Source organism: Methylomonas methanica (assembly GCF_001644035.1).
Lineage (GTDB): Bacteria > Pseudomonadota > Gammaproteobacteria > Methylococcales > Methylomonadaceae > Methylomonas > Methylomonas methanica_A.
Genome location: NZ_LUUG01000109.1, coordinates 16,316 through 41,092 on the forward strand (window position 1 = coordinate 16,316; position 24,777 = coordinate 41,092).

The 24,777-nt window shown below is 47.5% G+C and carries 20 protein-coding genes; 7 read left to right on the forward strand and 13 right to left on the reverse strand.

Annotated elements, in window-relative coordinates:
* Positions 1-954 (reverse strand): hypothetical protein, encoded by a 954-nt coding sequence (locus A1332_RS20180; RefSeq protein WP_064010225.1) that lies wholly within the window; start codon positions 952-954, stop codon positions 1-3.
* A 1-nt stretch (position 955) separates the two neighbouring features.
* A complete protein-coding gene (gene cysC, locus A1332_RS20185; protein WP_064010226.1) occupies positions 956-1,579 on the reverse strand; it encodes an adenylyl-sulfate kinase in 624 nt (207 codons plus the stop codon).
* 286 nt (positions 1,580-1,865) lie between these two features.
* On the opposite strand from cysC, the gene dusB reads away from it, so the two are divergent.
* The 4 genes from dusB to purD are packed head-to-tail and all read left to right on the forward strand — an operon-like array spanning position 1,866 to position 6,029.
* Positions 1,866-2,843: a tRNA dihydrouridine synthase DusB gene (gene dusB / locus A1332_RS20190; protein ID WP_064010227.1), complete on the forward strand. Its 978-nt coding sequence runs from the start codon at positions 1,866-1,868 to the stop codon at positions 2,841-2,843.
* Positions 2,844-3,107, forward strand: a complete 264-nt coding sequence (locus A1332_RS20195) for a helix-turn-helix domain-containing protein (protein WP_064010228.1) — start codon at positions 2,844-2,846, stop codon at positions 3,105-3,107.
* Positions 3,108-3,145: 38 nt separating this feature from the next.
* Entirely contained in the window at positions 3,146-4,726 is a 1,581-nt protein-coding gene (gene purH, locus A1332_RS20200; protein ID WP_064010229.1) for a bifunctional phosphoribosylaminoimidazolecarboxamide formyltransferase/IMP cyclohydrolase, read from the forward strand.
* Between the two features lie 16 nt (positions 4,727-4,742).
* Entirely contained in the window at positions 4,743-6,029 is a 1,287-nt protein-coding gene (purD, locus tag A1332_RS20205; protein ID WP_064010230.1) for a phosphoribosylamine--glycine ligase, read from the forward strand.
* 68 nt (positions 6,030-6,097) lie between these two features.
* On the opposite strand, the gene A1332_RS20210 is transcribed toward purD, so the two are convergent.
* Together A1332_RS20210 and A1332_RS20215 are read right to left on the reverse strand one after the other, a co-directional pair.
* On the reverse strand, positions 6,098-6,502 hold the full coding sequence (locus A1332_RS20210) for a septal ring lytic transglycosylase RlpA family protein (protein ID WP_064010231.1): 405 nt from the start codon (positions 6,500-6,502) through the stop codon (positions 6,098-6,100).
* A 188-nt stretch (positions 6,503-6,690) separates the two neighbouring features.
* Positions 6,691-7,053, reverse strand: coding sequence for a SirB2 family protein (locus A1332_RS20215; RefSeq protein ID WP_064010232.1), 363 nt, complete (start codon positions 7,051-7,053; stop codon positions 6,691-6,693).
* Positions 7,054-7,570: 517 nt separating this feature from the next.
* Here A1332_RS20215 and A1332_RS20220 point away from each other — a divergent pair.
* The 3 genes from A1332_RS20220 to A1332_RS20230 all read left to right on the forward strand — a co-directional run bounded on the left by A1332_RS20220 (position 7,571) and on the right by A1332_RS20230 (position 10,679).
* The gene (locus A1332_RS20220) at positions 7,571-7,768 is read left to right on the forward strand and encodes a hypothetical protein (protein WP_064010233.1); all 198 of its coding nucleotides are present in this window, start codon (positions 7,571-7,573) and stop codon (positions 7,766-7,768) included.
* A gap of 151 nt (positions 7,769-7,919) precedes the next feature.
* Complete coding sequence (locus tag A1332_RS20225; RefSeq protein ID WP_064010234.1) at positions 7,920-10,196, forward strand: Tex family protein; 2,277 nt, start codon at positions 7,920-7,922, stop codon at positions 10,194-10,196.
* Positions 10,197-10,298: 102 nt separating this feature from the next.
* The gene (locus tag A1332_RS20230) at positions 10,299-10,679 is read left to right on the forward strand and encodes an exosortase system-associated protein, TIGR04073 family (RefSeq protein WP_064010235.1); all 381 of its coding nucleotides are present in this window, start codon (positions 10,299-10,301) and stop codon (positions 10,677-10,679) included.
* Between the two features lie 44 nt (positions 10,680-10,723).
* Here A1332_RS20230 and A1332_RS20235 read toward each other — a convergent pair whose 3' ends face one another.
* From A1332_RS20235 to A1332_RS20275, 9 genes are all read right to left on the reverse strand, one after another.
* Entirely contained in the window at positions 10,724-14,170 is a 3,447-nt protein-coding gene (locus A1332_RS20235) for an AAA family ATPase (protein WP_064010236.1), read from the reverse strand.
* Between the two features lie 140 nt (positions 14,171-14,310).
* Positions 14,311-16,293 (reverse strand): tetratricopeptide repeat protein, encoded by a 1,983-nt coding sequence (locus A1332_RS20240; RefSeq protein WP_064010279.1) that lies wholly within the window; start codon positions 16,291-16,293, stop codon positions 14,311-14,313.
* A gap of 126 nt (positions 16,294-16,419) precedes the next feature.
* Positions 16,420-16,893 (reverse strand): pilin, encoded by a 474-nt coding sequence (locus A1332_RS20245; RefSeq protein ID WP_064010237.1) that lies wholly within the window; start codon positions 16,891-16,893, stop codon positions 16,420-16,422.
* Between the two features lie 267 nt (positions 16,894-17,160).
* The gene (locus A1332_RS20250; RefSeq protein WP_231890367.1) at positions 17,161-18,732 is read right to left on the reverse strand and encodes an asparagine synthetase B family protein; all 1,572 of its coding nucleotides are present in this window, start codon (positions 18,730-18,732) and stop codon (positions 17,161-17,163) included.
* 227 nt (positions 18,733-18,959) lie between these two features.
* A complete protein-coding gene (locus tag A1332_RS20255; protein ID WP_064010239.1) occupies positions 18,960-20,309 on the reverse strand; it encodes a phenylacetate--CoA ligase family protein in 1,350 nt (449 codons plus the stop codon).
* Positions 20,306-21,511 (reverse strand): glycosyltransferase, encoded by a 1,206-nt coding sequence (locus A1332_RS20260; protein WP_064010240.1) that lies wholly within the window; start codon positions 21,509-21,511, stop codon positions 20,306-20,308. Before A1332_RS20260 ends, A1332_RS20255 begins: the two co-directional genes overlap by 4 nt.
* Complete coding sequence (locus A1332_RS20265) at positions 21,501-22,718, reverse strand: TIGR04063 family PEP-CTERM/XrtA system glycosyltransferase (protein ID WP_064010241.1); 1,218 nt, start codon at positions 22,716-22,718, stop codon at positions 21,501-21,503. Before A1332_RS20265 ends, A1332_RS20260 begins: the two co-directional genes overlap by 11 nt.
* A 64-nt stretch (positions 22,719-22,782) precedes the next feature.
* Positions 22,783-23,862: a nucleotidyltransferase family protein gene (locus A1332_RS20270; RefSeq protein ID WP_064010242.1), complete on the reverse strand. Its 1,080-nt coding sequence runs from the start codon at positions 23,860-23,862 to the stop codon at positions 22,783-22,785.
* Positions 23,863-23,867: 5 nt separating this feature from the next.
* On the reverse strand, positions 23,868-24,776 hold the full coding sequence (locus tag A1332_RS20275) for an HprK-related kinase A (protein WP_231890368.1): 909 nt from the start codon (positions 24,774-24,776) through the stop codon (positions 23,868-23,870).
* Position 24,777 lies beyond the last annotated feature (1 nt).

Consider the following 24,777-nt stretch of genomic DNA (forward strand, 5'->3'; position numbering starts at 1 on the left):
TCATTTATATTGGATTTGAAAAGCTGCCACAAAATTGGTTAACTGCCGGCATGGAATATGATTAATACCTGCCGCAGCCTTACGGCCGCCACCGGAAAATAAAGCACATAATTCATCCGCGCCGACTTTATTATCCAACGGGGCTCTTACACTAATTTGATACCCCCCCTGCAGATTGTTGCTAACGATCGCGTGTGCCCTATCCGGATATTGATTAGCCAGTTGGTTTCCCCACACTCCCGCTACCCGCCTTGCCCACTTTTCATCAGGCAAAATATATACCGCAGTGCTGTCTGTCTTATATTCAGCCTTAATTTTTCCAGCTAAATCCATATCCTCGTTATAACCGTTAATTAATTGCTGGCAAACTTCAGTCTTATCCCTGATAAAGTCAAACGGCGATATATAGCCTTCCAGGAGCCTATACAGTTCGTCGGGCGCGAAATACAGATCATCGACACACGTGCCGTAAGCGTTATAATTGATACAGATTCCTAGTTGCTTTAATTGAAGCAATTCTTGGGCCGTCAAATTGAGTGATTTGGCAGCTTCGCTTGCAGCGGTGTCCAAATTATCGCCAAATGCCCCTGTCACAGCCCATTCGGTAAAGCGTTGCTTTAAATAAACGTCCATCAATAAACTTGTGCAAATATTCGCATCGGTGTTTATTAAAGAGGTCAAACCCGGATGAATTGGGATTTCACCGGCGTAATGGTGATCCATGTAAAAAATACTGACACTTTTGTCCAGGAGTTCCGCGAGGGGTAAGCGATTCTTATCGAGCGACACGTCAAGTACAACTACCTGATCACCTGCCTCAGCAGAAACTCGATTTAACAAGTCGATGTCGCGCTTGACACCGGTAATAAGTGTAGACTTCAAAGGATAAGCCAAGCGCAACTGCAACAACGCACAAATACCATCGGCATCGCCATTAAACACGTCGATATTCACTTTATATTTCTCTTTTAGTAGGGACGATAACACCACGCTGCTCAAGCATGCTCATCACTTGATCGACACACATTTCCAACTCATAAATCCCAGTATCTACTATCAAATCGGGTTTTTCCGGCGCTTCATACGGCGAGGATATACCGGTAAATAATTTGATATCGCCTTGCCGCGCTTTTTTGTATAGACCTTTTACATCCCGCCGCTCGCATACCGACAAGTCGCAGTTGCAGTAAATTTCGATAAAATCACCGTGCGGCACTAAATTTCGCGCATATTGCCGTTCGGCGCGAAAGGGCGAAATAAAGGCGGTTAACGTTATTGTGCCGGCTTCCAGCATCAATTTAGCGACTTCGGCAATTCTACGGATATTCTCCTGCCGATCTTGATGACTAAACCCCAGGTCGCCGCATAGACCTTGGCGAACGTTATCGCCATCCAACACAAACGTTCGACACTTTAATTGATACAGACGCTCTTCTACCGCATGAGCCAACGTTGACTTGCCCGCCCCAGACAAGCCGGTAAACCACAAAATGGCGGATTTGTGCCCGTTGAATGCCTCTCGGCGACTACGAGTTACCGTGGCATGATGCCAAACAATATTTGTGCTTCCATTTTCCATTTAATTAAACTCCATAATTGTTCAACCAAGACTACTTCATCGCGGGCAAACGATGCAATCCTCTTTAACGACTGCGAACACCGTGTCGATAGATTTTTACGCCTCTTCCTTTACCCCCGGATTTCGCGGCAAAGATGACCACAAGGGGTTTAAAAGCCAAGTCAATAATTAGGGCTTACTCCCAAATCAACGCCATCAACGATTTTCAATAACTTTCTCCCACCCATCGTTAATCAGCGCGTTTTCGGGTATCATTTGCCGCCTTTTTCGACTAGCCCGGCTTTTCATGCGAATTGGCCCTTACGAACTTCCCAACCAAGTATTATTGGCGCCGATGGCAGGCATCACAGACGCGCCATTTCGGCAAATCTGTAGCGGATTTGGAGCGGGTCTTACCGTGTCGGAAATGGTGATTTCTAATCCCAGCTTGCAGCATCACCCACGCACCCTGAAAAAACTGGATTACAGTGGCGATAATAGCCTACGCTCGGTACAGATTTTGGGCACGGACCCTCGGCAAATGGCTGAAGCCGCTAAACTAAATCAAGATCGAGGCGCACAGATTATCGATATCAACATGGGCTGCCCTGCAAAAAAAGTTTGTTCGGTGGCGGCGGGGTCAGCGTTACTGAAAGACGAGTCATTAGTGGCTAAAATTTTAGATGCGGTAATCAGTGCCGTGGAAATTCCGGTAACCCTGAAGATTCGTACGGGCTGGGACTTGGCCAATAGAAACGCGCCGACCATCGCCAAGATCGCCGAGAGCTGCGGCATTCAAGCGCTCACCATCCACGGTCGCAGCCGAGCCTGTAAATTTACCGGAAATGCCGAGTACGACACCATCAAGCAAGTCAAACAGAGTGTCAGCATTCCGATTATCGCAAACGGCGATATCGATAGTGCGGAAAAAGCGAGACAAGTCCTCGCATACACTGGGGCGGACGCTGTGATGATAGGGCGAGCTGCGCAAGGCAAACCCTGGATATTTAAAGAGCTAGTCGCCCGTCTTAACAACACGACATATCCACCACTTTGCTTGACCGATATCAAAGCCGTCATCAACCAACATCTGGAAAATTTATACAGTTTTTATGGCAACGACAGTGGTGTTAGAATCGCCCGCAAGCACATCGGCTGGTATTTCGATCATCTCGGCATACTGCCTGCTGACCAAAAGACTGCAATTAACCAAGCCCAACACGCTGCGCGGCAACTCGCGCTAGTCAATGCCTCTTTCAATTTGATGACACCACGAGCCGCCTAGATGGGAACACACCTTACACATAAAGTCACCGACAGCGAGCAAACGCTGTCTGACCATGTCCGTCATTGCGTCGAAGACTATTTCGCCCACCTAAACGGGCACGATTCCAGCGGTTTATATCATTTGGTGTTAGCGGAAGTGGAAAGACCCTTATTGGAAACCACCCTGAAACACTGCGATTACAATCAAAGCAAAGCCGCGATTATCCTTGGTCTCAGCCGCAGCACCTTACGCAAAAAGCTGGAACATTACGGCATAGGTTAAATTTCCAACCCTTCTCTTTACCCTTTCTTGAGGTTTGCATGAATCCCCCTTTGGGCATAAATAAAAAAGTGACCCGCGCGCTGGTCAGCGTCTCCGACAAAACCGGTATTCTGGAGTTTTGCCGCGGACTGGACCGCTTAGGCGTCGAACTACTATCCACCGGCGGCACGGCTAAATTGCTAGCCGAAAACAATATTTCCGTTACAGAAGTCTCTAACTACACCGGCTTCCCGGAAATGATGGACGGCCGCGTTAAAACCCTGCATCCCAAAGTTCACGGCGGTATTCTCGGTCGACGCGGCATCGACGATGCAGTGATGGCCGAGAACGGCATCAAAGCTATCGATATGGTGGTGGTTAACTTGTATCCGTTCGAGCAAACTGTGGCAAAACCCAATTGCGACCTGGAAACCGCGATAGAAAATATCGACATTGGCGGCCCAAGCATGATCCGGGGCGCAGCGAAAAACCATGCCGACGTGGCTATAGTTGTCGATCCTATCGATTACCCAAGAATCTTGGCCGAGTTACAAGGTAATGCAAGTGCTCTAAGCCACGACACCCGTTTTAAATTGGCGCTGAAAAGCTTCGAGCACACCGCCCGTTACGACACTATGATTGCTGCTTACCTCAGTAAAGTCGTTGATACCGGCAATTTCCCGGAAACCCTAAACCTGCAATTCCACCGCCTACAGAGCATGCGTTACGGCGAAAATCCGCATCAAAACGCGGCATTTTACGGCGAGAAAAATCCGCCAGCCGGCAGCATCGCTAGCGCCAAGCAATTGCAAGGTAAGGAACTGTCTTATAACAACATTGCCGATGCGGACGCTGCGTTGGAATGCGTCAAAGCATTTAATGACCAACCTGCCTGCGTGATCGTCAAACACGCCAATCCCTGCGGTGTCGCGGTAAGCGGCGACATATTCGGCGCCTACAATCTGGCGTATGCGACCGACCCGACCTCCGCATTTGGCGGCATCATCGCTTTCAACCGCGAATTGGACGAAATGACTGCGGCGGAAATCGCGGGACGCCAGTTCGTCGAAGTCATCATCGCGCCGGCAATATCAAGCGGAGCGCAAGCGGCGTTGGCAAAAAAACAGAACGTCCGGGTGCTGGAGACCGGCTACTGGTCCGATAACAACACATCCTCCCTGGATTTTAAACGCGTCGCCGGCGGCTTATTGGTACAGGATAAAGACACGGGCAGTATATCGGCCAGCGATCTGAAAGTAGTCAGCAAGCGCGCGCCTACCGAACAAGAACTGGCGGACCTGTTATTCGTGTGGAAAGTCGCTAAATTCGTTAAATCCAATGCCATCGTTTACGGTAAAAACGGCCAGACCGTCGGCATTGGCGCCGGACAAATGAGCCGCGTTTATTCGGCAAAAATCGCCGGCATCAAGGCCGCCGATGAAGGCTTAACAGTACCGGGCTCAGTAATGGCCTCCGACGCCTTCTTCCCGTTCCGCGACGGCATCGACGCGGCGGCGGCGGCCGGCATAACCGCAGTAATTCATCCCGGTGGCTCCATGCGCGACGCAGAAGTGATTGCCGCCGCCGACGAACATAATATAGCGATGGTATTGACCGGCATGCGGCATTTCAGACACTGATACAGGATTACCGAAAATGAATATATTGATCGTGGGTAGTGGCGGCCGAGAACATGCCTTGGCCTGGAAAGTCAGGCAATCCGCAAAAGCCGGCAACGTCTACGTTGCGCCGGGCAACGCAGGTACTGCCCTGGAGCAGGGCATAAGCAATGTGGATATTCAAGCCGACGACATCGAAGGCTTACTGAGTTTCGCCCAAGCCCGAGACATAGAGCTAACGATTATCGGACCGGAGGTACCTTTAGTTAAAGGTATAGTTGACCGTTTTTCAGCGGCCGGCTTGAAGTGCTTCGGACCGACGGCTCAAGCGGCGCAGTTGGAAGGCTCCAAATCGTTCTGTAAGGATTTTATGATCCGCCACGGCATCCCTACCGCCGCGTACAAAAGCTTCACCGAAGCGGATCCGGCCATAGCTTATATCCGCGAGAATGGCGCCCCGATTGTTGTTAAAGCCGACGGTTTAGCTGCCGGCAAAGGTGTAGTTGTCGCCCAATCCGAACAAGAGGCAATTGCAGCAGTTCAAGACATGCTAGCCGGAAACAGCTTTGGCACGGCCGGTCATCGGGTGGTGATTGAAGAATTTTTAGACGGCGAGGAAGCCAGCTTTATCGTCATCGCCGATGGCTTGCATGCTTTGGCCATGGCCACCTCTCAGGACCACAAGGCTCGCGACAACGGCGATCAAGGTCCCAACACCGGAGGCATGGGGGCTTATTCGCCAGCTCCTGTCGTGACGCCGGAGATCCACCAAAGCGTTATGAATGAGGTGATCCTGCCCACCCTACAAGGTATGCGGGAAGATGGTAACGAATATACCGGCTTTCTCTATGCCGGTCTGATGATAGGCAAAGACAGTAGTATCAAAGTATTGGAATATAACTGCCGCTTTGGTGACCCGGAAACACAACCGATTATGATGCGTTTAAAAAGCGATTTAGTTGAGCTTTGTCTGGCGGCCATAGACAAAAATCTTGATCAGACGGCTACAGAGTGGGACGAACGTCCCTCATTGGGTGTGGTGCTGGCAGCGGGCGGCTACCCGGACGATTATGCCAAAGGCAATCCGATTAGCGGTTTACCAAGTGATATAAGTAGCGATTACAAAGTGTTTCATGCAGGCACCAAAAAAGTCGGCGACCAAGTAGTCACGGCAGGTGGGCGCGTACTATGCGCATGCGCATTGGGCGACAGCATCGCTCAAGCCCAAAAAAAAGCCTACGAGCTATGCCGACAAATCGACTGGCAGGATGTGTATTTTCGAACGGACATTGGTTTTAAAGCGATTAGATCAGAAACCGTTTAACAAGGCTCAGAATAAGGCAGGGAAGATGTAATCCGGCCGATAGACCGGATTACATCGTAACAGACAACTTAGGCGTCGCCTACACGCAGAACTTCAAGCTTGACTTTCGCCAAGCCCGCTTGGATGAAACCAAGTTCGCTGGCTGCCCTTTTGGACACATCAAGCAGCCGTTTATTGGCTTTGTGAGCGCGGCTATTTATCCGCAACTCGACACTACGATTATTACTAAGATTAACGACACGCACCAAAGAGCCAAACGGCAGGCTCGCATGAGCCGCAGTTAATGCGTTTTTATCATAAAATTCACCGTTTGCTGTCCGCTGACCATGCATTTTGTCGCTGTAATACGATGCGACGCCGCTTTGTTCAAGGGAAAGAAAACCGTTCCTTTCTGTTTTCGCTAAACCTACAGAGCTAAAAGACGCTAGACTCGCTGAAAGCAATAAAATTGCCGTCAATTTCGTTTTTCGCATCCTACCCTCCTTACGTTGAGTATTGACAGGAGGTTTGAGGTTATCCGAATAAAAACGCTTTGACAAGCTTTTTTCGTTAGTCTATAAGTTTCGCAAACTGTCAATAACTATTTTTACGCCAGCCAAAACTGTCTTAAAACTGCTAAAAACAGGGCCTCCAGCATAAATCTCAACTTATAGACGACCACTTAAAAAAAGAAAAAAACTTGCTTAGTCACGGCAACCTTGGAGATGTAATACAGACAAAATAATGCACCACCGAAAGCCAACCATCGCGTACGCCCCGACTGGCGAATCGCCAAAATCCCCAAGCCTATGTAAACCAACAACATCAATAATTTGGCTACGATCCAAGCAAATTCGTTTGATAACCAGCCCCCTTGGAAAACCAAGGCAAATCCGGTCAACAAGACCAAGCTCGCAATAATATGCGGACTAATTTTTAGCCATTTCTGCTCCAACAAGACTGGCTTTAACTCGGCGATCGCCACTCGACCGATAAAGCTAATCACCAAAACTGCCACGAAAAGAAGATGCATATGTTTAAGCATGAATACCCCTAAGTTAATTAACGATTGTTTTCCTCGTTCCACCCGCTTGAACAGCACACTCCGCGAGAACAAACGGGCTGCCAGATTTAAGGTTCAATCCTATCATGCAACCTGCACAATGGCCCAAGTTAACAATACCCCCTCTTCATCGCCTTGCCGAACACCCCGAAAGCTACACGGATTCCCCACGACATTCCTCGACTTATGCCCCGCATTATCGACCTAGGGCTTACTGACATTATGCGGCACAAGCCGCGCCGAATCAGATAATCAACAACTATATCGCATAAAGACAGGATGACTTTCGTTCAGAAAAATAACGTATTTAATTGATTTTATTAACAATAAAAAATAATCATAAAACTGAAAGATTAATCGCAAAAATATTGTTTTGACACAAAACAGTTTTGAGTGTAAAAAATGCACCGTCGACCAACAATAATACTAACTTCGACATACAACTCGAGTTGCCCCTTTTAGGGCTAATTATTACAACAACAAGATGAGGATTATAAAAATGGCTGAACAAGAAAAAGACAATACCTTTACTGTAGTTGCTGTCGTTACTGCAATTGCTATTGCCGGCGTCGTTATGCTGAAAGCAGACGAAACCAAACATCTTCAATACGGCGGCGAAACTTCTGCCGCTGCCGAAGCTCAAGTTTTGGCAAAACACAAAGATTTTAATAACGATGTGTTAAGCCAAGCAAAATAATTTTTGCTTAGCAATTTGGGCGCCAGCTGATAACTCGGTTGGCGCCTTTTTTATGCCCGTAAGTTTCTCATTCCATTTCTGATAGTTCGCTTTTTCAACACCTCACCCTACTGTAGAATTGAGCTTTTTACCAATTCTATTTCACCTACAGATGGACGTTATCCAACGCATTGCCGAAGAACTCTCAGTTAAGCCTCAACAAGTCGCCGCCGCCGCCGCCCTGCTGGACGATGGGGCCACGGTACCGTTTATTGCTCGTTATCGCAAAGAAGCAACTGGCGGTTTAGACGACACGCAATTGCGAAACCTCGAGGAAAGGTTGATTTATCTGCGGGAGCTTAACGACCGCCGCGCCTCAATTCTCGATACTATTCGCTCGCAAGGAAAGCTCACGCCGGAACTGGAAAGAGCGATACTCGACGCCGATACTAAAACGCTACTGGAAGATCTATATCTTCCCTATAAGCCTAAGCGCCGCACCAAAGCACAAATTGCTCGCGAAGCCGGTCTGGAACCATTAGCCGACGCCATTCTTAATAATCGCGGCGCAATACCAGAACAAATCGCAGTTAACTACATCGATGCTGAAAAAGGCGTCGCGGATGTCGCAGCCGCCCTGGACGGCGCCCGACAGATCATCATGGAGCGCATTTCCGAGGATGCCGAACTACTAACAGAGTTACGTGAACGTGTTTGGAATAAAGGTATCCTGCACGCTAGCGTCGTGACCGGCAAAGAAGCAGAGGCCGCAAAATTCAAAGACTATTTCGACTACAGCGAAGCGATCAACAAGATCCCATCACATCGAGCCTTGGCCCTATTCCGCGGCCGCAACGAAGATTTACTGTCTTTAACCCTGAAACCGGCAGAATTGGATCAGGAAGAACATCAATTATGCGCCCAGTTCGTCAGCCAACGCCTGCAAGTGAAAGACACTGCCAAACCCGCCGACGCCTGGCTAGCCGAAACCGCCCGCTTTGCCTGGAAGATCAAGCTGTTCACCCGTATCGACATGGATCTAAAGTTACGACTGCGCGAAGCGGCCGAACAGGAAGCCATTCGTGTGTTTGCCAGCAATTTGCGCGACTTGATGTTGGCGGCGCCCGCCGGCCCGAAAGCAACCATGGGCCTGGATCCCGGCATTCGCACTGGCGTCAAAGTAGCGGTTGTTGACCCTACCGGCAAGTTGTTAGCCACTGAAACCATTTATCCACATCAACCGAAAAACCAGTGGGATCAATCGATCGCGGTTCTGGCTAAATTGATTCAGCAGCACCAGGTACAGCTGGTTAGTATCGGTAACGGCACAGCGTCTCGGGAGACTGACCAACTGGTAGCGGACTTGATGAAACAACATAAAGACCTGTATTTTCAGAAAATCACCGTTTCCGAAGCCGGCGCATCGGTCTATTCTGCCTCGGAACTGGCCTCCAAGGAGTTTCCGGACCTTGATGTGTCGTTACGCGGCGCGGTATCGATAGCCCGCAGACTACAAGACCCCTTAGCGGAGCTGGTAAAAATCGATCCAAAATCAATAGGGGTTGGCCAATATCAACATGATGTCAACCAAGTGCAGTTGGCCCGTATGCTGGATACCGTAGTGGAAGACTGCGTGAACGCGGTCGGGGTGGACGTGAACACCGCTTCAGTTGCCTTGCTGAAACAGGTATCCGGACTAAGCAGCAGCATCAGCGAAAACATTGTTGCGTTTCGCGATGCCAATGGCCCGTTTGCGAACCGCAATCAACTGAAAAAAGTACCACGCCTTGGCGAAAAAGCGTTCGAGCAAGCTGCCGGCTTTCTCAGAATCATGACCGGTGACAACCCTCTGGACGCTTCGTCCGTGCATCCGGAAGCCTACCCCGTGGTCAACGCAATCCTCGACGATACCGGCAAGTCAATCCGCGACTTGATCGGTCAAAGCCAGTTTTTACGCAGTCTGAATCCAGCAAACTATGCCAATGCCAATTTCGGGGTACCGACCATTTCCGACATTCTACAAGAGCTGGAAAAGCCGGGCCGCGATCCGCGCCCGGAGTTTAAAAGCGTACAATTCAAGGACGGCGTAGAGAAAATTACAGATCTAGAACCCGGCATGACACTAGATGGCGTCGTGACCAACGTCGCCAATTTCGGTGCTTTTGTCGATATTGGCGTACATCAAGACGGCTTAGTGCATATCTCGCATTTGGCTGACGACTTTGTCAAGGATCCGCGCAGCGTGGTAAAAACCGGCGATATGGTAAAAGTACGCGTATTGGAAGTCGATGTGGCACGCCAGCGTATTTCTCTGAGCATGCGGAAAAATGTCGACACAGGCGATATTGTTCCAAAAGAAAAACCGCAAAAATCCGTCCATAAACCCAAACCGCAACCCGCACTACAGAACAGTATGAGTAATGCATTTGCCAAGGCATTGAAAAAGTAAACAGTTCAGGCCTCTGCTATACTTTTGAGCGAATGTTGGCCGGACCGGTTAATCCGGCTCGGCCAACAGATCTTACATCCGTTCTCATATACAGGATAAGTCATGAAACGAAATACCCGCACCCTGGTCACTGTTTTATTGGCAGCTTTCTTATTTACCAGCTTGCCGACCCGGGCAGACGAAGCAGAAAGTTATGGAGAAACCTTCGGGCGAAAATTGACCACCGGCTTGGCGAACATAACCACATCTTCTCTCGAAATACCGAAGAACATTATTTTAATCAACAACCAAAGCAACGTTATTTATGGCTTTATCGGCGGTACGTTTAAAGGATTATTGAACATGGGCGGGAGGATCGGCGTCGGCGTGTTGGATTTGGTTTCGGCTCCAATTCCCACGCAGCCTATCGTCCATCCTTTATACGTTTGGGACAATTTCAACGCCGAAACCACCTACGGCAAAGCCTTCCGACCCAGTAATTAGTCACATAATTTTGTGGTGGAGCGTTCGCCGACTCCACCATTTCATCAAGCAACCATTTTCAATTCGCTCATACCGTTGGCTTTTTTTACCAATTCTATCTGCGTTTTAATGCGCTTTTTTACCGCTTCGACATGAGAAATGACACCGACCGTTTTTCCTTGAATCTTTAAGCCCTCTAAGGCGCTCATTGCCAAATATAAGGCTTCCGCATCTAAATTACCAAAGCCCTCATCCAGAAATAGCGAATCGATAGCCTTACCGTTGTTGGCAATCTCAGATAAAGCCAAGGCCAAGGCCAAACTCACCACAAAGCTCTCGCCGCCAGACAAGGTTTTCGGCAAGCGCCGCAGATTTTTTTGCTTGGTATCTTCAATCTCTAGCGCCAAACCGTTATCACTGGCTAAACTGCGAATATAGTAACGCCCGCTCAGTTTTTCCAAAATCCGATTGGCTTGCGACAACAAATTATCCACCAACAACTGTTGAATACGTCGCCGAAAACCACCCTGCTCGTCATTAATCAACTTCATTTCCGCTTCGGCTTGCGCATGTAACACCAATTGCTCAGCCAATAGCCCCTGAAGGTTTTGATATTTTTCTCGATAAGCCGACTGTTTATCCAGCTTAGTATCCAACGTGGCCACTTCTTGCTCGGCAATATCAATTTTTTGCGATAGCTGGCGTTGCATTGCTAAAAGATCGGCTTCGTTTAACTTGGCCGGCGTAACTGCCAACTCATTTTGTAAATCCGCCGACACTTTAGCCACTTCTTCGCCAATTGCCATCAATTGCCGACTTTGCTGCTCCAGCATTTGCTCAATTTCCGACCGTCTATCAATCAAATCTAAAGCCGACCGCAAGCTATCGACATCAGCAAAAACGCCGCCCGCAATTTTATTCGTCAATACTCGCCGCATCGCATCCAGTTCGAGTTGCTGGGTAGCTAATTGCCGCTCCAGTTCGACGATTAGTTTTTGCTTTTCCAAGATAAGCAGATGCAAACCCAGCGACTCTTCGCTTTGCAAGCGGCTCAAACCGCCTGCCAACTGCTCATGATAACTGGCTATTTTTGCTTGGCTAGCGTGCAGCCTATCTTGCAAGCTAACAATTTCCACCAGCAAGCCTTTCTGACGTAATTCTCTAATTTGATAATCCTGCCGCCGCGTATTGAGCTTATCGAAGAGTATATTTTCTTTGCCTTTTCCAGGTAGCTTCTCACCCAACAAAGCTAACTGCTTTTCAAGCTTATCAACAAGCGCTTTTTGTTCCGCCGTACGACTAGCGAACAGCTGCTCGGATTCGATATATTCCTGAGGACGATTACGCCAAGTCGTATCAAGCTGCTCCACCGACGCCGTTAATTTTTCCACCAAGACCTGTTTAGCTTCTACCTCGGCCGTCCATTTAGCCACATTACGTTGCAACTGCGCATGATCATTAACCAGGTTTTTGATTTTCTCCAGTTCCTGGCTTTCTGCGTCCAACAAGCGTTTTTGCAAAGACAAATTGTCTATGTTCAATTCAGCGCTGACGACGTTTAAACGATTACTCAAAACCAACCATTGCGAGCGCATTTGCTGCAATCTTTGCTGCCGCGCCGACAATTGTGTGCCTTGCTTTTTTGCTACTGCCAACTGGCCGGAGACACTATCAATCGCAGCTTTTAAAGCCTGCATCTTGCCACGTTGATCGACTAAGGCCTTTTTGGAGTTAGTTTGTATTGGCGGTTTAGAGACATAAGGATGATCTAACGAGCCGCATAAAAAACAAGGTTTACCATCAACCAATTTGCCGCGATCACCGCTAAACTTTTTCAGCAATGCTTCATTCAGGACAGCTTGCTCCAATGCTTTACCGATATTCTCTTCACGGTCCATCTCTTCTCGCAGCGCATCCAATCTGGCTTGCAAGCGGGTTTCATCGGGCAGGTCCGGCGTTTTATTTCGAGAGAACCAACTAAAAAAACTCTTTTTTGTGAATTTGGCGTTGACCTCGGCTAATGAGTGCAACTCTCGAAAATCATTGACCCGTGATTGCTGCTCGGCTAGTAACTCCTTCAGCTCGTCGAAGCTTTTGCCTTGCGCCAACTCGAGCATAGTTTTCCGTGCCGCTTCAATGCGCTCACTCAAGTCCACGACCGTTGCCTTAACATCTCGCAATGCTGTCTGGTTTTTTTTCAGCGCAGCAGACGTGTTCTTCGTCCAATTAGTCTGCGCCTTCTGCTTGCCAGCCAACTCCCCCAACTCGGTCCTTAAAATGCGCAACTGCACAACGTCTGGAAAGTCGGACAGCAAGCTAGCATCGGCTTGATTAAGTTGCAGCCAGCCTTCTATTTCCGCAAGGCTGGCCTTTCTTTCATCCAATTGCAATTGCAGCGATTGTAGTAGTTCGGTTTCACGCGGTAATTCCAGCTTCAGATCACTCACTTTCAACTTCAGCGCGTCAATAGCCTGTTTTTGTTCCTCTATAGTCTTACCATCCAAACTTGGGGCGATTGCGTTACTGACATCTTCACCAAGTTCGCGCTGTAGCGCGTTCAGCTCCTGACGATAAGCACCCAGGGTAGCCTGACTTTGGACAATTTGTCCCTGCTTACCATCCAATAAAATCACTTCTTCGCGAAATTGTGTCGCTTGCTGAGTATCGGCAATTTTCTGTAGATCGTCTTGTAAGAGCTTAATTTGCGCTTCAACTTTTTTTGACTGTTCGAGAAGCTGTCTTTGGCGCCCTTCTAGCGCATGAATGTTTTCAATCGTTAGTAATTGCTGTTGCAACTGATTCTGTTGATTTTTAAATTCGGCAACTTGATCTTTGAAATCCTGTAAGTCATGCTCACCGGCTTGCAAGGCTTCCGGACCAAGTAAAGGAATCGCTTCGATATCCTGTTGCAGTTGCGTCAAACGAGTTAGCGATTGTTGAAAATTATCCTCGGTTTGTTGCCGGTATTTGGCGTAGATATGAGTACCACTGATCTTTTCCAGAATATCCATGCGCTCGCTATCTAGCGCATTCAGAAAAGCCGCGAAGTCGCCTTGCGGCAAAACCATGGATTTGCTGAATTTATGGAAGTCCATGCCCGTCAGTTCGGCGATTCTGGTCCGCACGGTATTCGGTGTCCTAGCCAGCAACTCTTCATCGTCATTTAGACGAGTCAAGCTCATTTCCGGCTGTAAAACCTGATCTTGATTTGCGTCAGCGGGCCGTTTCACATGCCAAGAAGAACGAAATTTCTCGCCATCCAAAGCAAATTCAACCTGCGCGAAGCTATCGTTAGCCTGCTTGGTGATTACGTGCTCGGCAGGCTTGTCAAAACGAAACGTTTCACCGTATAAACCCAGCGTGATGACATCGAGAATGCTGGTCTTGCCGGAGCCGTTGGGACCAGTGATAGCGAACACACCGCTATCTGCAATCGGCCCCTGATCGAAATCGACCCGCCCTTCGCCTTCCAGTGAATTGATATTTTTAAAGACTATATTGAGTATCCGCATAATCCCAGACTTTGAGGGCTGTTGGTGGCAATTTGCTCGACCTCGAATAGCGTCAAGCTAATCCCAGCAAAACAGATTGAAAATCTATGCGGGTATTTTAGTGAATTTGAATTGGGACTGCTGGATAATATCTGTTGGTGTCATTGCGGCACCATCGGCTCCGCAACTAAGTTCTTGCGACGCATTGCATCTCTAAGCGTTTGGAACTCCTGAGCATCAAACCCGTTAGCAATGCCAAGGCTTTCGGCATGTCGAATAACACGCTCAGCATTATCGAATTGGTTGATCGTTACGAATAAATAGGCCTTTTCGGCGTAAAAATACATTCTGTCAGGAGATAGGGCAATTGCCTTACCTACAAATTCAAGTGCGCGCGTCACATCCCCTTGATTGAAATAAATTTTTGCCTTGATCAGATAAATCATCGGCACATCAAAAAAACTGGGTTGGGCTAATGCCGCATCAACCCATTCCGTTAAATTTGCAGCGATATTTTTACACTCATAGTCACCATTAATCAGGCAGTTGGCGGCACTGCGTAGACTGAGCATAGTACGAAGTGGATATGTTTTTGCAGCTATACGCCGCAGTATCTCTTCATGAATACGCACTTTCAAAGCTTCCATATACTTACTATCAAAAACAAGTGGAGCGTCATAAGATTGGGGTAACGCGATATTTTGCTGATCTTTACTAACATCGTGATAATAGATCAACCTGTTGAGCTCCATAAAGACCTCCAATAATGTTGAAACTTCAAAGGTATTTAGTTGCGCGGCAATGAGATAGTGGTTATAGGTTTCCACATTGGGCCCATGCTTCAACTCAAGACTGTTTGCGTAAACGCTGTTGGTCCTTGCAGATTGCGGATGATTGCGCACCTCAAAGTAACTAAAACTGTCCAGGCTGGACCAAATTGATGCGCGAGCGTAAGTAGCAAGCGCCAAGCTAACTATAATGCAAGCATAAAGCGCGTTAAGCATCCACTCGCTTACTCTTTTAACAAATATCTCGTAAACGAAAACCACACTACCTATGACAATGCCAATGCTAGGTAAATAATTACGGTGTTCGTATATCAACTCTAGCGGGTAAATAGTGGATTCGATGCTATGGCCAACAAAAAACCAAAGGATACCAAAACTTAGAAAGGGCATTTTTCTGCGGAGACTGTTGTTAAGCGCAACAACTATCAGAGAGATGATGCCAATCATTGATAGCAATGTGTTCGCAGGCTCCAAAAAACCTTTGCTTAACGAAAAGTCATCATGAAACAAGCCTAACTGGGTATTGTCTGGATAGAACAACAAACCAAGATAATAAAACAAAATCCTGCTCTCAGTCATGCCCCGTTCTACTAACGTAAAATCACGGAACTGGTAGCCACTCAAAACATGTTCAGGATGCTTCAGTAAATATCCCACGCAGAACAATATTGGAATAATTACGGTAATAGCGTAAAAACTGTAAATCTTGTTTCGGAGTGCTTTTTCCGAAACCGCTGGCATTAGAGTCAATTCACAGACGGCAATCAACAGCGGCAAGAGGATTGCATTTTCCTTGGCTAACGCCCCCAGCGTAACACCCAAAAAGCATCCGATCGCCATATACACAATCCCACTGGGTTTATCTATGTTTAGACGACCTTTCAGAAAAACCAAAAACCCGCTCAACATAAAAAAGCAGGCCATACTGGTCATCCTTTGCACTACGTACAAAACTCCAGTTAGTTGTAAAGGATGCACAGCCCAAATTAGAGCTATTAGAAAAGCTAACTTTTGTGCTGGATAGCGCGGTACGACTACGGTTATTAGTAATCGACTTAGAAAAAATACCAAAAAACTATTTAGGATATGAATAGTGATATTTGTTAGTTTAAAAGCGACGCGATCAAAATGCTGGCCGGCAAAATAGTAATTCAGGGCAAAGCTCACGCTGGCGAAGGGACGTTTTAACGCACCACTGGTATTCGCAGTCCAGGCAGAGGCCAACGACTGGCCATCTAAATGTTTGAGTGCAACCCCGTTATTATCGAGGATGTTAGGATAATCATCCGCGAGAAACGGGCCGGCACGACCAGGCATATAGATGCTTAGCACTAAAATACAAAGTAGCATCAACATTAGCCAGCTGGCTTGCCACCAAGGCCTAGCGACTTGATTTGTTAGGATCATAACTTGCCAACACAAGGAAATTTCTTCAAAAAAAAGGGGCCTTTCAGCCCCTTTTCTCCTAAATATAATTTTTACTTACAGTTTAGGATGGAATTTAGTCTGAACGGTTGTATTAGTACCAGTGGTAATATTCCATTGCATTCCAGCGCCTTGGCTACATACTCCCCTGTATTCAATCTGATTAGTGGTTGATGTGAGTGAAGTACCAATAACTGTATAGGTGATCAATACGGAGGCAGTACTTGCCGAACTGGAGGTAAGATAAACAGAACGGACATATTTACCTTTGATATCAGTAGACCCGGCTAAACCGTAAGTGACATTTGTTTTAGTATTAGTTGAAGTACCCAAATCTTGTTCACTACAAGCAACACCAGCAGCAGTGAATGCTGGCGAAGCCAAACTTGGACCTTCCGATACTTTGGATTTGACTGTGTAATCTTGATAAGCCGGAATCGCGATAGCAGCCAGAATACCAATGATGGCGACCACGATCATTAATTCGATTAAGGTAAAACCTTGTTGTACTTTTTGCATTTGCTTATTCATAACTACCTTCTTTTTTATGATGAACGGGATTTAAAACTCTTAAAGTTATAAACAATTAGTATGCCAATTACGTACGCAACAAGATTAAACGACAGAATAAAGCATATTTCCTATGATTTTCAATATCTTGACTAAAATGTTTTCTATCAAAAACCATGACAACAGGGAAGCTCGCCTGTAGCCACAACCCTATAAAGCAAATAGTTTTTGTTCATAACTGACGTTTTTTGTCACCCCTATAAATCGTTAAATAATACGAATGGTTTACTACAAACCCTTCCCGGCAAACCAAAACTCCAGCATCATCAACATCCATACTAAATCACCGTAATAGGCTGCATGCACGCTTTGATGCATCTCGATAGCGTGATCCAAGAAGTCCGATTTAAAAAACTCGCGCCGCTTCAAATCATTTATGGCGCCATAAGCCAGTTGCTTAAGTGGCTTATGATCTTTTAACCAAACCCCGAAAGGCAGTCCAAAACCATGTTTGGGTTTATTGATAATCCGTTCCGGGAGGAAATCCGTCATGGCCTGTTTGTAAAACCAGCGCAGTTTTTGTCCACGCAACTTGTCATTCGAGGGAATCCGGCAAGATAAGTCGAGAATACGTCGATTCAACAAGGGGTAGCAGACTTCAACGCCCGCCATTTCGCACATTCGGTTGACCTTAACCAAGTCGTTGTCGTGCAGCGTATTTTTCCAATCCAAATACAACATGCGATTCAGGGTACTAGCGGATTCCGGCCGCCAATAATTTTCCCTAAACTGGCGTAAAGGCGCGGCGACATCAATTTCCGCTAAAAAATCAGCTTGAAAAATATCTGCCGCAGCATGCCGGTGCAAAAAATTGTAGTCCTGTAAGCGGTCTGGCATCGCTGCGTTCGCTTGTTCGATATAGCGCTTTGCCTTAAACGGCAACTTCTGTTTGGCTATTACATCCGGCAAGGCATTTAATGTCGCTTCGAGGCCGGCGCTGATAAATTTTGGTAAGCGGTGATAATTTTCAAACAACATTTGCTTAGCGTAACGCTCGTTACCGGCAAAAATCTCGTCCCCACCGTCACCGGCAAGCAAACGATTAACGCCATGATCCTTGGCTAATTTTGCGCAATAATACGCTGCCAATGCCGAAGCATTCCCAAACGGTTCATCATAGTAAGCCGCTATTGCCGGCACGGCATTAACGGTATCTTCGGGAGTCACGTAATACTGGTGTTGCCGCGTGTTGAAACGCTGAGCTGCAATGTTGGCATACTCGATTTCATCATAGCCATCGGCGTCGAAACCCATCGAAAAAGTTTTCGCCTTGCCCGGAAATACCTTGGCTAACGCACCCGCAACACTGGAACTATCCAGCCCACCACTCAGAAACGCACCGGTATTGTCTTCGGTATCGGCCATGCTTCTGACCGCATCGATCAACTCCTGCTGCAATTCTCGGCCTGCTTGTTGCAAATCGCACGATTGCTCATGAAATATCGGCAACCAGTAGCGCTTTAAGCTGACTCGTCCGTTTTGATACACCAGACATTGCCCGCCTTCCAGCTTTTTAACTTGCCGATAAATCGTACTGGGACTGGGACAATGGTTGAGATAGATGTAATCGAACACTGCTTGCGGCGCAATGGCGTTACTGACCTGGGGATGACGTACTACAAAATCAGCACTTGAGCCAAATATTAGGCCGCCGGCAATTTCTGCATAATAGATGTTAGTAAGACCGATCGGATCAGTAGCCAACATCAGCCGTTGCTGATCGGTATCTATGAGGAGCAAGGTGTCAGCTTCCGGCAAACCGACTAAAAAACCGACGCCGCGACTTAAATAGGCCTCCAACAAACTCTGCGAGCGCCCCGTTCTCGACCTGGAGTGCGGGGTAAGCAACACAGCCCCATTTCGGTCCGTGATATCGGTCGCGGTGGTTGAAAAGGCATAGCTCTGACCATGCCGAACACTAAATGTCGAATCTGCCGCCGTCATTTGCCTCAGCAAGGCAATAGATTCATCTTTTTGGAGACTGCTCCCCATCCATCCCGCAAATTTTGTCATAGTGGTAGGTGTAATTAAGCCTTGACGTGACTGATCACATAACGGAACTTTCCTGAGCGTTCCTTGGGAATGAAATCAGTGTATTCGATCTTGATAGTAACTGCTTGCCCCAAACGTTTTTTAAATTCGTCGATAATTTTTTGTTCGTAAGCAACTTGATATTTAAGGGTTTTAACAATTTGCACGGTGGTTTTATCCAAACTATCCTGGGTGATTTTAAATGAATCAACACCTTCTAAATCGCGTAGCACATAAATCAATGCCAACCCATGCAATACCGTTCCATCCTGAGCAACTACAAAATCGGTGGTCCGACCTTGAATCTCCTCCAGCAATGGCAATCCGCGTCCGCAAACACAGACTTTATCCGACAATATTCCCATGTCGCCGGTACGATAGCGAATAAATGGAAAATCTCTGGTCGCCATATGCGTAACCACAATTTCGCCGAGTTCTCCGTTAGGTAAAGGCTGGCCTTGTTTATCGACAATCTCGACGATAATATCTTCAGCAGTAATATGCATACTACCTTCCGGACACTGATGCGCGATAAACCCCGCATCACGCCCACCATAGCCATTCGCAACCGGACAAGCAAACGCGCTTTCTATTTTAGCCCGCTGGTATTCATAAAGCCGTTCCGAGGTCACGAAAGCGACTTTAATCCCCAAATTATTCAATGCCACGCCCCTCTTCTCGGCATGACTGGCAATGTGAGCCAACGCGGAAGGATAACCAAATAACATTTTCGGGCGAATCTGCTGAATTTGCCGGATAAAGCCGTCCAACTTTTCTGACGACATTTCGAACGCCGGAATCAGATGCGTACGCAACAATTTATCGCGTAATAAGCGAATTTTATCCTGCGCGCCCAGTTCAATTGGAGACCCCCAGATTACTGCTTCCGGATCGCCTATATCGACACCCCACCAACGGGTGGCCCGCCATTTTGCCGCGACATCGTGACTAACCCGGCGGCTACCAATGTAAAAAATCAGTGGCTCACCGCTTGAACCGCCTGTATTGAAACGCGCTAGCCTCGCGGCGTCATCCGCTTTCATTTCATCAAGATGCTGCCTGATTTCCGGCTTACTCAACAACGGTAGCTCAGCTAATTTTTGCACACTATCAATGTTCGCCGGCTCAAACCCCAATTTAGCGAACAGCTGCCTGTAGTAAGGCACATGAACTTGTACATCTTGTAGAAACGCGCGTAAATTTTGCAATTGCAATTGTCTGATTTCGTCGGGTTTTAGCCATTGACTGCGCTCCATGCCCCGACGCACCTCGACGGTTGTGTGTTTTTTTAACGCCTCGTGAAGCGGAAAAATCACCGTTGAACAAAAAGACGTATAAAAGCTCATGACTCCACCAGTTTTTTGAATTCAGCCAACAAAATATCCACCCGCTTATCCCAAGAGTTATCAGCCGCATAATTGATAATAGCCTGCCGATCCCACTGCCGTTGCAGAGCATTCTCAAGCGCTAGCAATAATGCGTCAGCATCCCCAAACGGCACGATAGTGCCCAATGTTTCATCAGCAACCACCTCACGATTGCCACCAACGTCGGTGCTAATCACCGGCAAACCGCAAGCCATGGCCTCCAGAAACACGTTAGCCCAACCTTCGTTGGCGGTTGCGAGTACGAATATGTCGGCCGCCGATAAGGGACCATGCAATTGTTCGGCTGGCATCGCCCCAAGAAAACGAACATGCTGGCCGAGATTAAGCGTTTCAACCTGCTGCTCCAGGCGACTACGAATATTGCCTTCCGGACTAGCGCCGCCGACGATCAAGTATAGCAATCGCGGATATTTTTCGATTAATGCCGGCAGAATCTCGATCACCCGATGAAAGCCTTTTCTATCGACCAATCCGCCGACCGAAATCAAGACTTGAGCTTCTTCTGGAATTTGCCAATGCTGCCGGGCTTGTTTCTTATCGACAGGAAAAAATTTTGCGATATCGATGCCATTGCCCACCACCCGAATTTTCTCGGCGTCGGCCCCCAAATTAACCACATGCCGTTTTATGGAATCCGATACCGAAAATACTCGGGCAGCATCGTTGAGGGCTTTCAATAGTCGTTGGCGACGACTGGGTATTTTAGACAACGGCACTTCCGTACCGCGCAAAGTGATGGTGACCGGCACCTTAAACCATTTGCCGAGTAAGGTGGCCGCATAGCCGTCCGGGTAAGCAAAGTGGGCATCGATCAAATTAAATGCAAAGCGCTTTTTCAATCGAAAAAAAATGACCAAGCTACCCAGTGCCATAAAAAGACCGTCCAATGAACGTCCTATTCCAGGCATGGATAAAAAGCGTGGGAAATAGACCGAGATACCGTCTTGATCTTCGTACTTATCAGGTTGCGGCCGGTAATTAGGTTTAAACCATTGAATCAGGCTTTGCAGAGGAAACCATGGAATCGGTGAAATGACCACCAAAGGGCAATGCCTAGCCACTTTGGACATACGCTCGCGAATAAAAACGCCGGCGTTAGGCCTGAGCCGACTAGGATACAAAGAACTGAATACAATCAGTCTCGGCGAGTTATCTGCCATCTTTACCCGCCATTATCCGGCCGTAAACAGCTTGATAATGACTAACGCTTCGTCGCCAATTGCGCTCTTCCTCGACATAGCGCCTGCCGGCTCGCCGAACTTGCTCCCATTCATCTTGCTGATTGAGGGCCGCCAACACAGTTTGCGCCAAAGCTGCTTTATCTCCGGCCTTGAACAGATAGCCGGTTTCCCGGTCGCGAATCAATTCGTGATGTCCGCCGACATCCGACGCCACCAATAAGCGGCCTTGGGCCATCGCTTCCAGCGGTTTTAAAGGCGTCACCAAATCAGTTAAGCGCATCGCCAAGCGCGGATAAATAAAGATATCGACTAGATTGTAATAGCGCTGCACTTGATCGTGAGCGACGCGTCCGGGAAGGATGACCCAATCCTGCAAGCCCAGCGCCTCAATTTTCTGCAAGATTTGCTGCTGTTGCGGCCCACCGCCCACTAACAACAAGCGGACATTTGGCTGTTGTTCGATAATCGCCGGCAACGCATCCAGCAATAGCAATAAACCCTCGTACGCATAAAAAGACCCGATAAAGCCGAGCACGATTTTGCCACTCAAACCTAATTCTGCTTGCAAACCAGGCTCTGCGGCCTCGCCATAGGTAAACTTATCGATATCGACGGCATTGGGTATCTCGGTAATTTTTTCTGCGGCGACTCCCCGCCCGATAATATCTCGGCGCAAACCTTCGCAAATAGTCGTAACCGCATCGGCATGCTTAAAAACATGTGTTTCCAAAGCCTTGGTCAATCGGTAACGTAAACTGCCTTCTTGAGTGGTGCCGTGATCGACGGCCGCATCCTCCCAAAATGCCCGGCATTCGTAGACCAAGGGCAACCCATATTTTTTGGCCATTTTTAATGCCGCAAATCCATTCAACGCCGGCGAATGGGCATGTAGAATGTCCGGTTTGATCTGCGGAATGATTTCATCCAACCGTTCCGCCAAAGACTGCACGATGGCCCACTGATTTAAAACAGGTAATTTTGCCGCCAAACCACTAGGGATGGTAGATCGATAAAAGGTTAGCCCGTCGATGGTTTCGACGGGAGCTTCCGCGACTTGATGCTTAGCCGACGTGACGTGAAACGTCTCCCAGCCTAGTTTGCGTTGTTGCTCGAGAATCGCACGAGTACGGAAGGTGTAACCGCTATGCAAAGGAATGGAGTGATCCAATATGTGTAATATCTTCATGTCGACAACGGATTAAGGAATGTTCCTATTGACAACTTGCCGGGTTCGACATGATTGCCATAATTTATGTTTTTTTAGTATTGTCAGCCAATCTCAGCCAAGCCTTTCTAACCAAATGCGGCACTAGTATATTCAAGGGCATTTTTAACCAATGCGAACGAAGAAACAACAGCCATCGAGCAAAGCCGGTCAGCGTGTCTGTACAGCTAGAATGGTATGGTTTTAGGGCCTGTAAGAAAAGATAGTCCATAACTCTGTTTTTACCGCATCCCGCAGAGACTGTAGAAGCCTTAATGGCACTATCAGGAACCGGCGTTCCCAGTATTTTAGTGGCGTAGCGCAAGGCGTAAAACAAGGGCTTACCCAATCCCAATATTTCTGCGCGATTATGCAGGTTTTGCCAAAAACTTCGATCATTACAACTAAACTCGCGTAGAAGCAGATCTATGTCGCTCAAATCGCGCAAACCATTTTCAAATTCCCCCCCCAAAAACAAATGACTAGCGCTGTGCAGAACCATATCTTCAGGAGACAACACCCAAAAATCTGTATTGGCTACGCTAACAGCGGCTTTTAGCAACAACTCGGCATCAGGGTATAACTTGCAGGTTTGCGGAAGTATATTGTGGTGAACATCCAGCGAAGTCCCGCGCTTAATATGCCTTAACGGCGGCAATTCATGCATCCAACGCTCATAATAACGCTGATCGTAATCATCCATGGGTTCAGGAAACCATCCATGCCATTTCAACGCATCTTTGACTTCTTTCAACTGGTGCTTCGGTACCAGTATATCTATGTCGCTGAAGACACGTCCCAATCCGGCGTTCAATCCAGATGCCGAATAAGCGGTGCCTTTCAACAAAATCAACCGAATATTCAGATGCTTGAACACTTGTGACAGGTTATATAGCTCCCAGTTGACAATACGTTTTTGAGACAACCAATAGGTCTCGGCTGAATCGAGATGATATGCGAAATGCTGTGGCGGGTTGAATAATCGGAATTCTTTCCAAAAGAATGTCAGCCTAGCCAGTACGCCAACACCCCTTGCTTGTCTTAACAACAGTTCCCAATCCGAATTTGAGTGAACACTCTCCTTGATCTTGATCGTCAAGTATTCATTTAACAAATCAGGCATCATGCGACTCACGACTGTACATCATCCAAAAATTGCACAAATAAATCAGATGCTTGGTTAAAATCGCCATCGTAAATAAAATCATACGCCTCACAGCTTTTTATCAGACCCGCCATGGTTTCAAAGCCCTGAGCGCCTAGTACACTGTAATTAAATGAAAGGTCCGCCAGCCGCATAAACGCCTCAGCCCTGGGCACAGCGGTTAGACTCAAGGATGATTCTGCCTGATATTTCGGAAACACAACCATGCACGGTATTGCGGTTTGGTCAGCTTTTACTACAGAATCGGCTGGAGGCTTCATCAAGCAAACCGACCCTTTCAAAGTGTCATGAACGATAGGGCTGAATTGGCAAGATGGAAAAGTATCAGCGATGACCGTTATTGATTCATTTTTCAAACTAACCGGGCGAGGGACCGGAACAACATGCCCGGTTGCGCGATCCACCAATGTTAGTTCATCGGATAATAAGCGCCAACCGTTATTGATTAAAGCTGCGCACAAGGTACTCTTACCAGACCCTGGCGCACCAGGTAAAATTAATGCTTTACCGTTTCGTTCCACCACGGCGGCGTGAACAATTAGAAACCGGTGAGAATAGCCGGAAATGCACCAGTTCAACCCCCATTCAAAAAATGGGAACGCCTGCGCGTAAGGCAAAGGCTTGAAAGGAATAAATTGATCATAGGCAAACAGCACCTGTTTGCGAAAGAAACGTCTTACGCCCGATGGCTGAATCAAGCGGACATAAAAGTCACAAAAAGTATCGGGGGGTAATATCGAATAGGCAGAGTAAAGCTCAAGGATACCCTGCTGAACTGACGGTATAGCAGAATGAATTCTAATTGAAAAAGGGCCAATCCTGATAACAAATTGCCCAGACGCTATTAGGTCTGATGTGGGAAAAGATCCGCTCAAA

Bases quoted from the DNA above. Each gene is read 5' to 3' on its own strand.
- A1332_RS20255 (WP_064010239.1), bottom strand. From the start codon at position 20,309: ATGAGCTTTTATACGTCTTTTTGTTCAACGGTGATTTTTCCGCTTCAC.
- A1332_RS20215 (WP_064010232.1), bottom strand. From the start codon at position 7,053: ATGCTTAAACATATGCATCTTCTTTTCGTGGCAGTTTTGGTGATTAGC.
- A1332_RS20210 (WP_064010231.1), bottom strand. From the start codon at position 6,502: ATGCGAAAAACGAAATTGACGGCAATTTTATTGCTTTCAGCGAGTCTA.
- A1332_RS20240 (WP_064010279.1), bottom strand. From the start codon at position 16,293: ATGTTGATGCTACTTTGTATTTTAGTGCTAAGCATCTATATGCCTGGT.
- purD (WP_064010230.1), top strand. From the start codon at position 4,743: ATGAATATATTGATCGTGGGTAGTGGCGGCCGAGAACATGCCTTGGCC.
- A1332_RS20225 (WP_064010234.1), top strand. From the start codon at position 7,920: ATGGACGTTATCCAACGCATTGCCGAAGAACTCTCAGTTAAGCCTCAA.
- A1332_RS20220 (WP_064010233.1), top strand. From the start codon at position 7,571: ATGGCTGAACAAGAAAAAGACAATACCTTTACTGTAGTTGCTGTCGTT.
- A1332_RS20260 (WP_064010240.1), bottom strand. From the start codon at position 21,511: ATGGCAGATAACTCGCCGAGACTGATTGTATTCAGTTCTTTGTATCCT.
- purH (WP_064010229.1), top strand. From the start codon at position 3,146: ATGAATCCCCCTTTGGGCATAAATAAAAAAGTGACCCGCGCGCTGGTC.
- A1332_RS20265 (WP_064010241.1), bottom strand. From the start codon at position 22,718: ATGAAGATATTACACATATTGGATCACTCCATTCCTTTGCATAGCGGT.
- A1332_RS20195 (WP_064010228.1), top strand. From the start codon at position 2,844: ATGGGAACACACCTTACACATAAAGTCACCGACAGCGAGCAAACGCTG.
- cysC (WP_064010226.1), bottom strand. From the start codon at position 1,579: ATGGAAAATGGAAGCACAAATATTGTTTGGCATCATGCCACGGTAACT.
- dusB (WP_064010227.1), top strand. From the start codon at position 1,866: ATGCGAATTGGCCCTTACGAACTTCCCAACCAAGTATTATTGGCGCCG.
- A1332_RS20235 (WP_064010236.1), bottom strand. From the start codon at position 14,170: ATGCGGATACTCAATATAGTCTTTAAAAATATCAATTCACTGGAAGGC.
- A1332_RS20230 (WP_064010235.1), top strand. From the start codon at position 10,299: ATGAAACGAAATACCCGCACCCTGGTCACTGTTTTATTGGCAGCTTTC.
- A1332_RS20270 (WP_064010242.1), bottom strand. From the start codon at position 23,862: ATGATGCCTGATTTGTTAAATGAATACTTGACGATCAAGATCAAGGAG.
- A1332_RS20245 (WP_064010237.1), bottom strand. From the start codon at position 16,893: ATGAATAAGCAAATGCAAAAAGTACAACAAGGTTTTACCTTAATCGAA.